Raw genomic sequence first — 15,626 nt, 5'->3', positions numbered from 1 at the left:
TTTTATTTTATTATTTAATTCAATTCTTCCTTTAGCCACTCAAGACTTAAGTTAAACCACTTAGCATCATGTGGATTGTCTTGATACTCGCGCCCTTCTTCTACTACTTCAGGACGAGCTAATGAAAAACCATGCCCACCTTTAGTAAATAAGTGCGCTTCACATTTTACTTGATTTGCATAAAGGGCACGAATATATTCAATAGAATTAGAAATCAACACAATAGGATCATCCCATGCTTGAAAAATAAAGGTGGCCGGAGTTTTACTTGTAACGCCACGTGCAGTATCTCGTAATTTAGCATCAGATGGCAATTCTTTTTCTGCGCCTTCTGGCATTGCAAAGCCTAATTGATCAATATTAATGAGTGGATAGCCTAGTATTGTTTTATTTGGTAAAACTTCTTTTGAATTATAATCATATTTTTCTGCAAACTCTTCACTATTAGCCATATAATTTGCACTACTTGCTACATGACCACCTGCTGAAAAGCCAATAGTTATAATTTTATCTGGATCAATATCATATTTTTTGGCATTATCACGATAGTACTTCACTGTAGTAAGCACATCTAAGCCTGCATCCGGATAAATTGTTCCCGGATCTTGCACTAAGTTATAGTCCATAACAACTGCATTATATCCATGAGATAAATATGCTAAAGCTACTGGCTCTCCTTCTCGCTTAGATAAATGATCAAAACTTCCTCCGGGGATTACGATAATTAATGGCTTCACTTTTTCTACTAATTGCGGATTTTTTTCTAAAGTATAAGTATGAATATTAAACTTACGTCCATTAAAATTAGTTAGAGTTAGATTTTCTATTTTCATATTTTTTCTCACTTTCATTCTTTTCCATTCCTTTTGTCAAAAAGATGGTCGAAAGAGGAACGGTTAAAATTACTCCTATTAAAGAGTACATAATTATCAATGCTTCATTAACGAATAACTTTTCATTTAATACTTCGACAATAGTATAGTTAAGTCGATAATACCATAAAAATAATGACAGGAAGCTTCCAAACATACCAAATAAAATAGTGTTCATTGCTGTTCCTAAAACGTCATTTCCAATTGCATTACCACTTGCCATTAAATCTTTACGACTAATTTCAGGATTGTGCTTTTTTATTTCAAGCAATCCTGAACTCATGGCTACTGCAGCTTCAGCAATCGCACCAAGTGCTGAAAAAATTGCCACCGCTACTGCAATCATACCATAATTAAGACCAGGCATTTGGGAAAGCCCAACTAATACTTCACCAGCTTCTGGACCTAAACCTGCCGCCTGAACCAGCCATTGACATCCAACAATTAAAGCACATACAATTAAACACACTAAAAATGAGGAATAAAAAGAATTTTTAGCCACAGTATAATCGTGAGTTCCTAAAAAAATAATCGTAGCTAATTTTAAAGGAATGAAAATCAATATCAAAATTGGGATATTAATTCCCCAGGAAATAAGAATTGCCACCAAAATTAGTAACAAAGTATTTATTAATACACTAAAAAAACTTCTAATTCCAGTTTCACCGCCAATAATCGTCATCAAAATTGCCAAAACAATAATTAAAGCAGTTAAAGTACTCACTCTTTTACACCCCATTCCCATTTTTTATCTTTAAGAAATAATAAACTGCAGCCTGTTGCAAACACTACTGTTAATACAATTCCGATTGCTGAAATAACACTTTGTGTAGCTCCTAAAGATAAAGTAAAACCAAAGGCAGACCCCAAAGTATTATTATCACGCAAGTAAAGGATTAACATAGGTAATTCTTCCGCAATAAAAATTAAAACCAAGACATTAATAAGAGGTCCCATGATTTCTTGCCCCATAGTTCGACCGCTTTTAATTAATTGCTTAACTGTAATATCTTTTTTAGTCTGAACAAGTTCATAAAGACTAGATACAATATCCGTTGCTTCATCCATAACTGCTCCAAGGATTCCTAACATACTTTGTGCTAAGAAAATTCCACGTGGATCCTGCGTTGCATAATCCCCTGTTTCATATTTCATTTCACTTTCACCAGTTAACTTCATAATTATGTAACATAATGCAAATGAAACAAAAACTCCAAGAAGAGTCGCTAACCACGTTGCAAGCATTTTTTTATTTAAACCTTGCACAATAAGTAGACTGACAAATGAAAAAACTATATCAGCTAAACCAAATACTAAGAAAATTTGTGTCCCATTGAGTTTTACATCGAGCAAAATTACTAAATAAAAAATAAGCCAACTCAGTGCCATTGACACTAATAATGCAATAGTATGCTTCCCAGCCATTAAAATCATTAAACACACTGTAAGAGTTAATACTAGTACTAATACCCAATCTCGCTTTGGATTAACTAATGTTAAATTACCCTTTTTAAAGTGGACAAAAACTCGCTGTCCTGCACGATATTTTTGCGTAACTAATTGAGAAGGATAATATATATTCTTCTCTACAAAAGTTTTTCCTTTATATTGTCCGGATAAAATCTTTAAATGAAGTGTCTGCTCACGGGTTTGATCTTCATTTCCGTACACATCCTTATTTTTTTCAATAAGTCGATCTTTTATTTGTTTATCAATAATCATTGCAACATCATCTTTTTGATAAATATCCTTAGCAAAATAAGTACATGCAGTTAATATCAATCCTATGATTAATGCAATAAACGCAACTATATAGCGTATTTTTCTCTTTTTCATCGTTTATTCTCTCCCTAAATTGTACCTATTCACTGTAGACAAAAAACGGCTCAATTAAAAGCCGTTTTCTCAAAATTTAATCAATTTGAAATCATTATTCAAATTCTTTATATTATAAATTCAAAAATCTTTGCCACCAGTGCTTTTTAGCAACTGGTACTTGCATATCTTCAAGAGTACGATGAACGTTAGCGGTAGCACGTTTTTTAGCATTTTCTTTTGCTTTGGCTAAAATCTCATGTGAATTTTCTTTTTCTTCAGATTCAGCTTCAACTGAATCTGAAGTTGCTTGATTTTGTTCTTCAATCAAGTTTTTTTCAGAATTATCTTCAACATTTGGCAATGCTTTAACTTCTTCTTTACTTGGGGCTTCAAGTTGCTTTTGTGCCTCAATTAAGTCTTTATTCTGCTTTTCAATTCGCAGCAATTGCTGTTGCAAATCATCAATGGCCTTATTTTGATTAGCAATTGTTCTCTGCAAGGTGTTAAGAAGTCTAACTACTTCTTGAGTATCCATTACATCCGTAGGAATTTCTTCTTTTACTTCTTTTTCGACACGCTTTTTATCAGTAACCTTTTTCTCACTCACTGCAAAAATTTGACGAGCAGCATCTTGTAAAGTTAAACCATTATTTTTAGATAATTTGTGAAAATCATCTAAATCCCTAATATCTTTTTTAGTGTAAAGGCGTGATTTTTGCTTAGTTCTTTCATAATATTCAGCATTCCCCGTCACTTTTTCAACAATTAATGAATATTTACGCAGAGTAGCAACACTAATTCCAAGTTCTTGGGCAGCAGCTGCAGGTGCTGTTAATTCTTCAAAATCATGCTTATTACTAGTCATTCAGTCCTCCATTAATGTTTAATCATGTTTATGAAGTAAAGTCTTCTTATGATTGTAGCGCTCAATTCCCGCTTCAATTAAACGCGTAATTAAATCAGTATAAGAAACACCTAATTCTTCAAACAATTTTGGATACATGCTAATATTAGTAAAGCCTGGAAGAGCATTAACTTCTGTTAAGACAACACGTCCATCTTCTGTAAGCATTGAATCAATTCTTGCCATTCCTGAACATTCTGTAATTTGGTAAACTTTTAAGGCGTTTGAACGAACGGTTTCTACAATATCTTCTGGCAAGTTTGCTGGAATTTGGAGCTTAGAAGTTGAATCATCATCATACTTATTTTCATAGGTATAGAATGAACCTTTAGCATTAGTAATTTCACCAACACCTGCTACAATTGGATCATCATTACCTAAAACAGCAGTTTCAACTTCACTACCATGAATAGTTTCTTCAACTAAAACCTTATCATCATACTTAAATGCTTCTTCTAAGGCTTTCTTGTATTCTTCTGCATTAGTTACATGACTTACACCAACTGAAGAACCTTGGTTTGATGGCTTAACAAATAAATCACCGCCAAGTTTTTCACTCACTACATCATAGTTCAACTTTGCATTAGTCTTATCATTATATTCTGGACGCTTAATAGAAATCCAATCAGCAACTGGAACACCTACACGTTGAGCTAAAATTTTAGTAAATTCTTTGTCCATTGTAACTGCAGCAGCTAAGACATCATCGCCAACAAAAGGCTTGTCTAAAACTCTAAAAAGTCCTTGAAGGCTACCGTCTTCACCAAGGTTACCGTGAACAATTGGGAAGAAAACATCAAGTTCAGGTAAATTAGCAAGTTCAATTAATTTTGAAATGTTGTTTACTTTGTATGGATCTTGAACTTGATAAGTTGGATCTTCCAAAACTTTGAAAGATTCTTCTTCATTTGCAAAATATCCCTCGTTAGTAATCCAGATTGGATGTACATCAAACTTTTCCTTATCAATAGCCTTATAAATGTTGCGACCTGATACAATTGATACTTCATATTCGGAAGAATTACCACCGAATAATAATCCGACTTGTGTTTTTTGTGTCATTTGTTTTTACCTCGTTAATTATTGTTACTAACCTCTTAATTATACGCAATTAATGATGTAATAGTTAAAAAAACTGAAAACATTTTTGTTATAAAGCACTTTCACTGTAAGGTATAATATGATTATAGAAGAAAAGAGGAGATCATATGCTATTTAAAAAATTTACATTCACTGCCGCATTAATTTTGCTAGCAGCTCCCCTAAGTATAAATACTACTCAAGCTGCTACTTTTACGACTGGTGAAATAAAACAAGTTCATCATTTTCAGCATGAGTATGCAAGCCTCAATAAGAAAAACTACAATGCTTCTAATATTTATTCAAAAACCCCTCATCTCACCAAAAAATTCAAAGTAGGGCAAATCACTAATAGATATGCTGACAGTCAATTAGATTATATTAATTATTATCGCAGTCTTTTTGGACTTACACCTGTCACAGAAAATAAACTAGCCCAAAAAAATGCCCAAAAGACAGCTGCTGTAATGGCTGCTATTAATGCAAATCCATTCGTAAATCAGCATGGTTTACCAAATGAAACAAAACCTAGTTATGTAAGTAAATCTATGTGGAAAGTAGCTCAAGACACTTCTGAAACTTCCAATTTAAATTTCAATGTAAGTAATCAATCTGCTGGTGATGTTATAACTGACCTAGTTACCGATCATTATAATTTATCAGGTTCCGACACTGGCCACAGAGCATGGATTTTATCAAGTCGCCTTTCAACTACTGGAGTAGGGGCAGCTTATGGATCTAATGGCTATCGGTATTCTGTACAAAAAGTTTTAAATGTTGATGATTTATTCCGCGACTCTAGTCAGCCTATCGTAGCTTATCCTTCAAGTGGTCTTTTTCCAATTGAATTATCTAAAGGAAAAAATGTCGCTTGGTCACTTTATCTATCTGATAAAACTATTAAAAATACCCCAAATATCACAATCACTGATTTAGATACTAAACAAAATTACAAAGCTACAAATGTTACAAATTATAGTTCTTCAGGTTATGGCAATTTCAAAACTGTCCTAACTTATTCTCCTGATAAAACACCTATTATTGCTGGACATCAATACAAAATAAAAATAGGTAATGTTTATACATATAAGTTTAAATTGTTTAAGCAAGATACAAACACAGAGGCAACTACAACACCAACTGCTGCTGTTGCCACACCTAAGCCTCATACTTATCAATATGTATCAGCTCAGCAACGTGATACTAATATGAAATCTGACATTTTACTTCAAGGAGAAAAATCTTGGGCCACTCTAAGTCCTAAAAATGACACCACCAACCACCAACCTCAAAACTATTTCGATATTTTGAAGAAAGGTCAGTGGCATCGTAATTTTTTCATGCAGAATCCTCTCTACTAACTATAATTAAGCAATAAAGATATAAAAAAAGAAGAGTTTTACAAACTCTTCTTTTTTTACTTATAAAACCTTAGATAGAAAATCTTTTGCTCTATCTGACTTAGGATGTTCAAATACTTCTTCAGGGGTTCCTTTTTCTTGTAAATAACCATCTGCCATAAACCAAATTTCATCAGCAACTTCACGTGCAAACCCCATCTCATGAGTCACTACTACCATTGTCATGCCACTTTCAGCTAAGTTTTGCATGGTTTTTAAAACTTCTCCAACCATTTCAGGATCAAGGGCACTAGTTGGTTCATCAAATAACATCACTTCAGGCTTCATTGCAAGGGCTCTAGCAATAGCTACACGCTGCTTTTGACCACCAGATAGACTTGCAGGATATTGCTTAGCACGATCGCGTAATCCAACTTTTTCTAATAATTCTAATCCAGTTTTTTCAGCTTCTTGATCACTTATACCCTTAACTTTTATTGGAGCTAATTTAATATTTTCAATAACATTCATATTTGGAAATAAGTTAAAACTTTGAAAAACCATTCCCATTTTTTCACGAAGTGTATCTAATTGCTTACCATCTTTTAATTTTGCCAAATCAGTTCCATCAAAAACAATCTGACCAGCAGTAGGTGTTTCAAGCACATTTAAACATCTTAAAAGCGTACTTTTACCTGAACCAGATGGACCTATGATGCAAATTACTTGTCCTTTATTTACTGTTGCAGAAATATCTTTTAGGACTTCATTTTTACCAAAAGTTTTCTTAAGATGATCAATTTCTATCATTTTAGTCATTGTGCTTCATCTTCCTTTCAAATAAATTCAAAATTCTTGATAAAGTAAAAGTCATAATGAAGTAAATAATCATCGCAATAAACAATGGCAATACTCCACGATAAGTTGAAGTTTGAATAAGTTCTGTTTGATACATTAATTCACTTACCCCAATTACAGATACAAGTGAACTATCCTTTAAAAGAGTAATGAATTCATTACCAAGTGCTGGCCAAATATTCTTAAGAGCCTGTGGAATAATTACGTAGCGATAAGTTTTTGCTTGACTTAAACCAAGAGATCTTGCAGCTTCAGTTTGTCCTTTAGCAATTGAATTAATTCCTGAACGAATATCTTCTGCAACATAGGCACCTGAATTAAGTCCAATAGCAATAATACCAGCAACTACAGCAGATAAATTAGAAATAAGAGCTCCTACTCCAAAGTAAACAAATAAAATTTGTACCATCTGAGGAGTCCCACGAATAAATTCGATATAAGCTACAGAAATTGCATGTAGAATTTTATTTTTAGAAAGGCGCATTAAAGCTAGTACAATCCCAAGTACGATACCAATAATTACTGAAAAAATGGTAATCACAATAGTATAACCAATACCTTTAATAAAATATGGTGCATATTTCATCATTGTATTAGTCTTTTGAGCAGTTTTCATATATTTTGCTGCTTCTGGCAAATATTTATTATTAATTAAGTTTTCTTTTTGTACACGATCAATAGTTTTGTTAACTGCTTTAACTAAACCAGTTTGTCCCTTAGCAATTGCAATTGCATTACCTGCTTGTTGTTCGCGTAAATCACTTCTAACTGCGATTACATTTTTGTTGTTATGTGCATAAGCTTTCGCCGTCATTTCTTCCATAACGACTCCAGCTACCTTATTTGATTGAAGAGCTAAAACTAAGTTATTGATTTTTCCAAGTCCTTTTACTTTAGACTTCTTCATTTGCTTTTCAATTAAATTATATTGAATACTACCAGTTTGAGCACCAACAGTTTTACCATTAAAGTCCTTTATTTTTTTATATTTATTTTGATCACGTTTATTAATTAAGAAATATTCACCACTAGGTCTGTAATAAATTTTAGAAAAATCAATACTTTGTTTTCTTTCAACAGTTGGTGTCATTGCTGAAATAACCATATCTACTTTTCCAGTTTCTAAAGCGACTAAAAGTGAATCAAAACTCATATTTTTAACAACGAGTTTTACTCCTAAGTCCTTAGCAATATCACGTGCTAATTCAATATCCACTCCAACATATTTGGTTTTACCATTATCACTAGTAGTAAATTCTAGTGGCGGATAATCCGCAGAAGTCCCTACAACTAACTTTTTTGATTTTTTTATTTTCTGCAAAACAGAATTATCTGCAACTTTATCGTCTGCATGAACAGGCGTGCTCATGGGTAATAATGTTGCAAAAATCATCATAATTGCCAGAAATATACTAATTATTTTTGATTTTTTCACATTCTCCACCTACTGCTAAATTAAAGAAAAATTAAACTATTTTATTAGTATATCGAGGAATATGTTTTTTTGCAACAAAAAACTGAGACACTTGTCTCAGTTTTTATTAACTATTAGTTGATGTTATCTGCCATGGAATAGCACATAATACGTAGATGACAACACCTACAATTACAAACTCTAGAAAAATACTACTGCTTATTTCCATTAAATAGCCCAATCCACCTAAAGTTTCAACATTGAAAATCACCGGAATAATTGCCAAAATGCCTGCAATAATAATTATCCAAAAACCGCTCCACATCCCTGAAGCCATAATTGAATGAATCAACTCTTTAGTAGTTTTTTGGGTTTTCATATCACTAATTAAAGAAATCATTGTAATAATTGTTACTATTATAATCACAATATTAACAACTAATAATAATGCAGCAATATTTGCACCTAAAGTAACAACATTTAAGTCAAAAGCTTGAATTACAGCATAGATTGCGTTGCTGCCTTCCTTTTTTAACTTGCTTTGCACTCTTTGTGCTTCACTAGATGAACCTTTATCTATATTTAAATTTATATCATGCAGAATCTGTTTTGCTAATTTTTTATTATCAACTTTAAACCAATGAAATCCTAATGAATAATCAATTATATAATCAGCAATCGGTTGTGTCTGCTGAATAGTAAGCAAGTTAGAGTTTTCATCATGATTAGCCCCAATAATATCTGCTAAATCATCAAAATGACTATCTACTTGTCTAACTACAACCGCTTGATTATTACTAGTTCTAATTTGCTTTTTCATAAAAAAAGGATTTAAAAATGTAGCACTAATCATACTTAATGCCGCAACTAAAAATATTAAAAAAGCTAAAATTCTTTTATAATGCGTATTCTGCTCTTGACCTTGTCTTCTAAATTCGGCCCTTGAGCCATCAACCATAGCTAAATTCCCCTTTTAGCTGATAATTTCTTTGCCTTCGTCAAACATTGTATCGATTGCGCGATGAACATTTTCCATATCAGCGGATTTAATAATATCATGGCCTTCTTTAAGAGCCACATCAATTTCTTCAGATGAGCAATGAAGGAAGCTATACATCAAAGTACCAACTGCATAATCAGCTAAGTTCTCAGCAGTTAAATGATGCTTCTTACGATCACGATAAAGACGACCAATACCAGTAGTTACAAATGCAATACCAGATTCAATTTCATCTGTATTTGAATCAGCTTCATCAAAGAAGTGATAATTTTGAAGCCAATTGTAAAGCATATTTCCCCATGTGTCTAGAGATTCATTACTTGAAAACACTTCAGAAATAATTCTATCTAAACCATCATCATGCATTCCCAAGTTAGCAATTGTATAAATAAACGCCTTGGTTTGAGTATATGGAGCTTTACCCTCTTCTACTGGATAATATGTATTCACTTCTTGACTTAAAGTATTAAATAAATTATGAACAATATCAGTAGTAAGCTTTGCTTTATGTGGGTAATATGATTGAAGTAATGATTTTGAAATACCTGACTTTTCTGCAATCATTTGTAAGGAAACATTATCCATGCCATTTTCACGAATCAAACGGAAAGTATTTCCCAAAATGATTCTACGTCTTGTCATATTTTTGCGTCTAGCCATATTCTATCCTTTCATTCTTAACTCTATACGTTTTTTATTTCATTATATCAACTAACTAGCTTATATGAATAGTCAAACGATTAACTTTTTAACAAAAAATAATCCCCAACGAAATAGGGATTATTTTCGTAAATCTGCAATTATTACTTTTATTTTAGACGATTTTGTTCATCAAAAATTTGGTGGATTGAACGGTCATTATAAACATAATCAATACCACGAGCAAGTAATTGGTCAACAGAAATACGAACCATTCTGTCTGGGTAACGACTGTGCTTGATAGTGTCTGTTACTACAATTTGTTCAATTGGCAATTCATTAAGCACTTCTGTAGCATCTTTTGATAAGAGTGCATGAGTTGCGGCAACATAAACTTTCTTAGCGCCTGCAGCTAAAACTGACTTAGTTGAAGCTGCGATACGGGAACCTGTGTCAATTAAATCATCAACGATGATACATTTCTTTCCCTTAACGTCTCCAATCATATCATGAACATCAGTATCATAACGTGCGCCTCTTTGGTCTACAATTGCAATTGGAGCATCAAAATATTGACCAAAGTTTCTAGCAAGTTTTGCACCTGAGTGATCTGGTGAAACAACTACTACATCATCATCTTCTTTAACTGCAATACCATTATCTAAGAAGTATTGTGCAAGAAGTGGCATAGCATGTAAGTGATCTACTGGTACATTGTAGAAGCCTTGAATTTGTGAAGCGTGAAGATCTACTGCAATAAGACGGTCCATACCAGTTAATTGCAATAAGTTAGCAATCAATTTAGCAGTAATTGGTTCACGAGAACGTGTCTTAGTATCTGAACGTGAATATGCTAAATATGGGATCACAACGTTAACAGTGTGAGCTGAAGCACGATGTAATGCATCAAGTACAATTTCAAGTTCCATAAAGTTTTCGTTAACAGGATCTTGAATTGATTGAATTACAAAAACATCGCACCCTCTGACACTTTCACCGATATTAACTTGAATTTCACCATCACTAAAATGATGTACGGCTGTTTCAATGAGTGGTTTATGCAAAATTGATGCAATCTTTTCGTTTAATGCTGGATTTCCGCCTAAACCAATGACCTTCATTGGATGCAATAATTGATGAAGTTCTTCCTTGTCCATAGCTACCTCTTTTAAATAAAAATCATATACAACACTATTATAAACAAAAATTTTCCTAAAAGCTTGAAAAAGAACAAAAAATCTAATTAATTATTCTTCTAGTTAACTATTACTTGCAAAATTCCTTTATTAAGTCAAGTAACTTTAAACTTTTAACAGCATAACTATCATGAGTTTGACGCGGCATTAAAATAAGCCGGCCATTTTTCATAAATTGGCTGTACCATCTAACGTGTTCAACTTTAACCCAATCTTTTTCCCCAACTACACATAAAGTAGGGATCACAATTTTTTTGATTGAATCTTCAGACATAAAACTTTCAGTAAGTTCTACTCTACTATCGCGATCAAGCCGTAAAAAGCGATGAAAACCTTCTGTTAAATAATGATATGGCCTTATTCCTGCCCCATTGACAAAAACTCCTGCTACAATCATTTTCTTAAAAAGGTGCTTATATTTGCTGGCAAGCATCATTGCTACCAACCCTCCAGCATCAAAGCCAAAACAGTAACATCCCTCTAAATTAAGCTGTTTAATAAAAGCATAAATATCTTCTACTTCGGTTTGATAATGCTCTGCACTCTCACCATTACTTAAGCCATGTCCTCTCATATCTACTACATAAACAGTATAGTAAAGAGATAGCGGCGATATTAACTTATCAAACATTCCACCATCAAGATGATGTCCATGTAGAAGCAATAATGGCTCACCCTTACCTAATTTATGATAATAAAGCTCAACGCCATTAACCTTTTCTCTCATTATTATTACCTTCGCTAATTAATTTACTATTATTTTGAGATTTTTGTTCTTTTCTTTCACAAATTAAACTCTTAATAATTTGCTTCCAAACAATATAATTCGCCTTAATATTATCTGGAACCATTTTAAAGTTAAAATTATGAACCATACTATCATCACGTTGCCAATAATGATAAAGCGGAACAGCATTAAAATAAAAACCCTCAGTTTCAGAAATATATTTCACATTAAAAATCTGATCTTCCATAAAGGCAAGTCCTTCAACAAACTCTAAACCAAATTTTCGTACAACTGCAGTTTTATATCCCTTATTCCACGTGTAACCTTTTACAGTTGAATTAAAAATATTGGTCATTTTGCCATAAGTTCTCAACTTCGACAGTTCGCCTTCTGCTGGACTTCCCACCATCCGATTTTTATGATGAGGTGAATCAATAAAATAGCCACAACTAACCATTGCAACAGTTGGATGTTGATGAAAAGCGCGCACAAAAAAATCAGTATAACCAGGTTCCACCCAGTCATCCCCATCATGGAAAGTAAAATATGGGGTATCCACATTTTTCATTCCAACATTTCGGGCATCAGAAAGACCGCCATTTGCTTTATTAATAATCTTCATATAGCGAAACTTGCTCCGATATGATTCCGCTACCTCAGCTGTCTTATCTTTAGAACCGTCGTTAACAATCAATAATTTAAAATTTGAATCAGTTTGCTCAGCCAAATGATCAAGTGCTTTACTTAAATATTTTTCCATATTGTAAACCGGCATAATGACGGTTAATTCAGGTTGCTCTTGCATATAAAATTTCTCTCCTCACATTGTTTCCTATTATAACATCTATTTAATGCTGAGGGTATTTATGCAATAACACTGAAGTATTAAGTCTTTTTTAGTTACCTCAACTTGGACTTGACGAATTCCTGACTTTTGCGAGTATAATGGTTGCATAATATTTAAGGAGAAAACAATCATAATGAAGAAAACTATTACATTTTTAACTATATTTTTAGCAACTGCGGTCGCGTTCTTTAACTTTTCAAGAACGACTTTAGCTGCAGATGATGATACACCTGTTGTAACTTTAGGAACTTCACTTACCACCAGTCAAAGAGAAGGGACAGTTAAAGTATTGACAGCTCCTCTTGATGGTGCCAATTATCAAACCATTACTGTAACAGGTAATGACTTAGTTAAATATCTCAATCCATCTGGTGACAACTTCACTACTGCTTCAGGCGTTTGGTCAAGTGCAATGATTCAAAAAACTGCTAAGGGTAGCGGAATTAACGTTAAAATCTTAGATTATAATGGTCAAAATAACATTACTACTATTACAGCTAATCAATATAAAAATGCTGCTCTAACAGCCGGAATTGAAGATGCCAATATTTATGTTACAAGTGCTCGTCCTATCGATGGTTCTGGGGCTTTGGCAGGAATTTATACAGCTTATGCCAAAAATGGAAATGCCTTAAACCAAAAACAAGTTAATGCAGCTCAAGATGAAATGGGGACTTTAAGTACTATCACCAAAGAAAATAAAGGAAAAGAAGGGTATAGCGACGCCCAACTTAACAATGCTGTTGCGGGTGCTAAAAGTGAAATGGCAAAAATTGGTAACAATATTTCTGATAGCCAAATTCGTGATATTGTAAATAATCAAATCAAGATCAATCATTTAGGTGACACTATCAATAACAACCAAAAGAATCAAATCATTAATGTTTTAATTGAAATTAGAGATTCTGGTGCTTTAAATGCTGGAAATTTCAAAGAACAAGCTTCAAAACTATCCCAAAAGATACAAGATGGCGCTAAAGGTATCTTTGATAAATTTAACACTCCTGAAAATCGCAATTGGTTTCAACAAATTATTGATTCAATTGTAAATTTCTTTAAAGGATTATTCGGTGTAATAATTATCAAATAATAACTAAAAAAACGAATGCACACGCATTCGTTTTTTCTATTCATTTTCATCCATATATTTATTGAGTAAGCTATCCACATACTCATTACCAGATTGACCTGCGTGACCTTTTACCCATTTAAATTCCATATTAGGAAATTTTGAAGCTAACTGATCAATTTCTTGCCATAATTCCTTGTTAAGGAGTGGACCATTAGCTTTTTTCCAGCCACGCTTTTTCCAACCTTTCATCCATTGAGTAGTTCCATTAATTACATATTGAGAATCTAAACAAAAAAGTATTTTTTCTTCATTAAAACCTAACTCAATAATCTTTTTCATAGCATTAATAAAGGCTGTCATTTCCATTTTATTGTTGGTTGCACCAAGTTCTCCACCAGCACCATCAATTCTTTGACCATCATATTCAATTAAATATGCCCAAGCAGCCTTATCAGTTGCAGCAACCTTACCGCCCTTTTTGCTTGCACCAGTATTTCTTGAACCACCATCTGTATAAACAGTTGCATAATAATCAGAGTTTTTAATTTCTTGTTTAACCATCTTTACTTGACCTTTTCTAGTTTTATTCACAGAATTTATAGCCTGATCTTTAATATTTTTACTAGCTAATTTTACCTTTTCAATTGCATTTTTCAAATTATCTTCTGATGGTTTCATTACTTCAAGTTTTTCTTCTTGACTCCAATTCATATAACTGGTCGCATCCGTAATTTTTTCAAAAGACTTATACTCTGCTCCACTAAAACCATCAACCTGAGCTTTTGCTTCATCCCAAGTGCGATAGATTCCCGGTACTTTTCCTTTTTTTACCGCATAAAACTTCATAGTTAGTTGACCTTTCTAAACGAAAAAACATGTTAAAATGTACTTATTATATTTTAAGGCGGTGCGTTATGTTCTTCAATTCAAAAAAATATACTGAGGAAGCCGAAAGAAATCGCAAACACAATTTATGGCAAGAGCCTTCAATGTTTAATATGATTTCTTTAGGTTTATTAGCAAGCTTTGCACCTACTAGACCTTTACTAAAAATGCATAAAAGGCGAATCGAAGATTCAGTAGAAATTGAAGAAAAAACTAAAAATTTTGAACAAATTCCAATTATTTATTTTCATGGTTTCCGTGGAGGCGACTATACTACCCAAGTAATGGTAGATCAAGCATGTAAAGATAAAAATAAAAAGGGATACTTAAAAGTTACTGCTAACTTATTAGGGAATTTCAAACTATCAGGGACATGGACAAATGATAAACAACCAATTATTCAAGTTGCATTCCGTCAACGAATTGTTGGTATCTATGGAATTGACTACTACCTAAGTTTTATATTGCCTTTTCTAGCAAAAAGATATAACTTTTCTCATTATACTGCCGTTGCTCATTCATTAGCCTGTCCTTGTATTATTAGAACCGAAATGAAAAATTGGCATAATAAAAAATTTCCACACTTAAAAAAAGCAGCTTTTATTGCTGGACCGTTTGATGGAGTTACTTATCTTGGAGATATTCCTAACGTCAATATTTTAAAAGAAAACGGACGCCCAAGTATGATGAATCCACACTATCTGTATCTTTTATTCAGACGAAAAAGATTCAATTCAAATATTGCCGTCCTTAATATTTATGGAAATGTTCTTGATAATACTAATACTGACAAATTTATTTCTGTTGTTTCCGCAAAAAGTATTCGCTATGTTCTAGCTCCAAATGCTCATTCATATCAAGAAGTGGAAGTCCGCGGAAAACAAGACGCAGAGCATAGCGGGATGCACGATAATCCATTTGTTATAGACATTGTTCACAGATTTATTGGAATAAAAAAATAGAAGGAGCCATTT

16 protein-coding genes are annotated in these 15,626 nt (G+C 32.9%); 3 read left to right on the top strand and 13 right to left on the bottom strand.

Annotated features, from left to right (window positions below; translation table 11 throughout):
• Positions 1-14 precede the first annotated feature (14 nt).
• The 5 genes from ACTHPI_RS09135 to ACTHPI_RS09115 all read right to left on the bottom strand — a co-directional run bounded on the left by ACTHPI_RS09135 (position 15) and on the right by ACTHPI_RS09115 (position 4,656).
• Positions 15-833: an alpha/beta hydrolase gene (locus ACTHPI_RS09135; protein ID WP_445353825.1), complete on the bottom strand. Its 819-nt coding sequence runs from the start codon at positions 831-833 to the stop codon at positions 15-17.
• Entirely contained in the window at positions 805-1,596 is a 792-nt protein-coding gene (locus tag ACTHPI_RS09130) for a YibE/F family protein (RefSeq protein WP_445353824.1), read from the bottom strand. The genes ACTHPI_RS09135 and ACTHPI_RS09130 overlap by 29 nt, the downstream gene beginning before the upstream one ends.
• Entirely contained in the window at positions 1,593-2,708 is a 1,116-nt protein-coding gene (locus tag ACTHPI_RS09125; protein ID WP_445353823.1) for a YibE/F family protein, read from the bottom strand. The genes ACTHPI_RS09130 and ACTHPI_RS09125 overlap by 4 nt, the downstream gene beginning before the upstream one ends.
• A 112-nt stretch (positions 2,709-2,820) precedes the next feature.
• Complete coding sequence (locus tag ACTHPI_RS09120) at positions 2,821-3,555, bottom strand: transcriptional regulator (protein WP_445353822.1); 735 nt, start codon at positions 3,553-3,555, stop codon at positions 2,821-2,823.
• 18 nt (positions 3,556-3,573) lie between these two features.
• Positions 3,574-4,656: a D-alanine--D-alanine ligase family protein gene (locus ACTHPI_RS09115; protein ID WP_445353821.1), complete on the bottom strand. Its 1,083-nt coding sequence runs from the start codon at positions 4,654-4,656 to the stop codon at positions 3,574-3,576.
• A 146-nt stretch (positions 4,657-4,802) separates the two neighbouring features.
• Between ACTHPI_RS09115 and ACTHPI_RS09110 the strand changes: the two genes are divergently transcribed.
• The gene (locus ACTHPI_RS09110; protein ID WP_445353820.1) at positions 4,803-6,035 is read left to right on the top strand and encodes a CAP domain-containing protein; all 1,233 of its coding nucleotides are present in this window, start codon (positions 4,803-4,805) and stop codon (positions 6,033-6,035) included.
• A 60-nt stretch (positions 6,036-6,095) separates the two neighbouring features.
• On the opposite strand, the gene ACTHPI_RS09105 is transcribed toward ACTHPI_RS09110, so the two are convergent.
• The 7 genes from ACTHPI_RS09105 to ACTHPI_RS09075 form a co-directional block, all read right to left on the bottom strand.
• Positions 6,096-6,833 carry an amino acid ABC transporter ATP-binding protein gene (locus ACTHPI_RS09105; RefSeq protein WP_445353819.1) on the bottom strand — a complete coding sequence of 246 codons (738 nt, stop codon included), beginning with the start codon at positions 6,831-6,833 and terminating at the stop codon, positions 6,096-6,098.
• Positions 6,826-8,307, bottom strand: a complete 1,482-nt coding sequence (locus ACTHPI_RS09100; RefSeq protein WP_445353818.1) for an ABC transporter substrate-binding protein/permease — start codon at positions 8,305-8,307, stop codon at positions 6,826-6,828. The genes ACTHPI_RS09105 and ACTHPI_RS09100 overlap by 8 nt, the downstream gene beginning before the upstream one ends.
• 106 nt (positions 8,308-8,413) lie before the next feature.
• Positions 8,414-9,244 carry a hypothetical protein gene (locus tag ACTHPI_RS09095; RefSeq protein ID WP_445353817.1) on the bottom strand — a complete coding sequence of 277 codons (831 nt, stop codon included), beginning with the start codon at positions 9,242-9,244 and terminating at the stop codon, positions 8,414-8,416.
• Between the two features lie 15 nt (positions 9,245-9,259).
• Positions 9,260-9,946: a TetR/AcrR family transcriptional regulator gene (locus ACTHPI_RS09090; RefSeq protein ID WP_445353816.1), complete on the bottom strand. Its 687-nt coding sequence runs from the start codon at positions 9,944-9,946 to the stop codon at positions 9,260-9,262.
• A 149-nt stretch (positions 9,947-10,095) separates the two neighbouring features.
• Positions 10,096-11,082, bottom strand: coding sequence for a ribose-phosphate diphosphokinase (locus tag ACTHPI_RS09085; protein WP_445353815.1), 987 nt, complete (start codon positions 11,080-11,082; stop codon positions 10,096-10,098).
• A gap of 109 nt (positions 11,083-11,191) precedes the next feature.
• Complete coding sequence (locus tag ACTHPI_RS09080) at positions 11,192-11,848, bottom strand: alpha/beta fold hydrolase (protein ID WP_445353814.1); 657 nt, start codon at positions 11,846-11,848, stop codon at positions 11,192-11,194.
• Positions 11,832-12,653, bottom strand: a complete 822-nt coding sequence (locus ACTHPI_RS09075; RefSeq protein WP_445353813.1) for a glycosyltransferase family 2 protein — start codon at positions 12,651-12,653, stop codon at positions 11,832-11,834. Before ACTHPI_RS09075 ends, ACTHPI_RS09080 begins: the two co-directional genes overlap by 17 nt.
• A gap of 175 nt (positions 12,654-12,828) precedes the next feature.
• On the opposite strand from ACTHPI_RS09075, the gene ACTHPI_RS09070 reads away from it, so the two are divergent.
• The gene (locus tag ACTHPI_RS09070) at positions 12,829-13,785 is read left to right on the top strand and encodes a DUF1002 domain-containing protein (protein WP_445353812.1); all 957 of its coding nucleotides are present in this window, start codon (positions 12,829-12,831) and stop codon (positions 13,783-13,785) included.
• Positions 13,786-13,821: 36 nt separating this feature from the next.
• Here ACTHPI_RS09070 and ACTHPI_RS09065 read toward each other — a convergent pair whose 3' ends face one another.
• Entirely contained in the window at positions 13,822-14,613 is a 792-nt protein-coding gene (locus ACTHPI_RS09065) for a ribonuclease H family protein (RefSeq protein ID WP_445353811.1), read from the bottom strand.
• Between the two features lie 68 nt (positions 14,614-14,681).
• Here ACTHPI_RS09065 and ACTHPI_RS09060 point away from each other — a divergent pair, with 68 nt between their 5' ends.
• Complete coding sequence (locus tag ACTHPI_RS09060; RefSeq protein ID WP_445353810.1) at positions 14,682-15,614, top strand: alpha/beta hydrolase; 933 nt, start codon at positions 14,682-14,684, stop codon at positions 15,612-15,614.
• Positions 15,615-15,626: the final 12 nt, after the last annotated feature.

It is taken from the genome of Lactobacillus sp. PSON (genome assembly GCF_052615405.1).
This window is presented reverse-complemented; position numbering and strand designations above follow the sequence as displayed.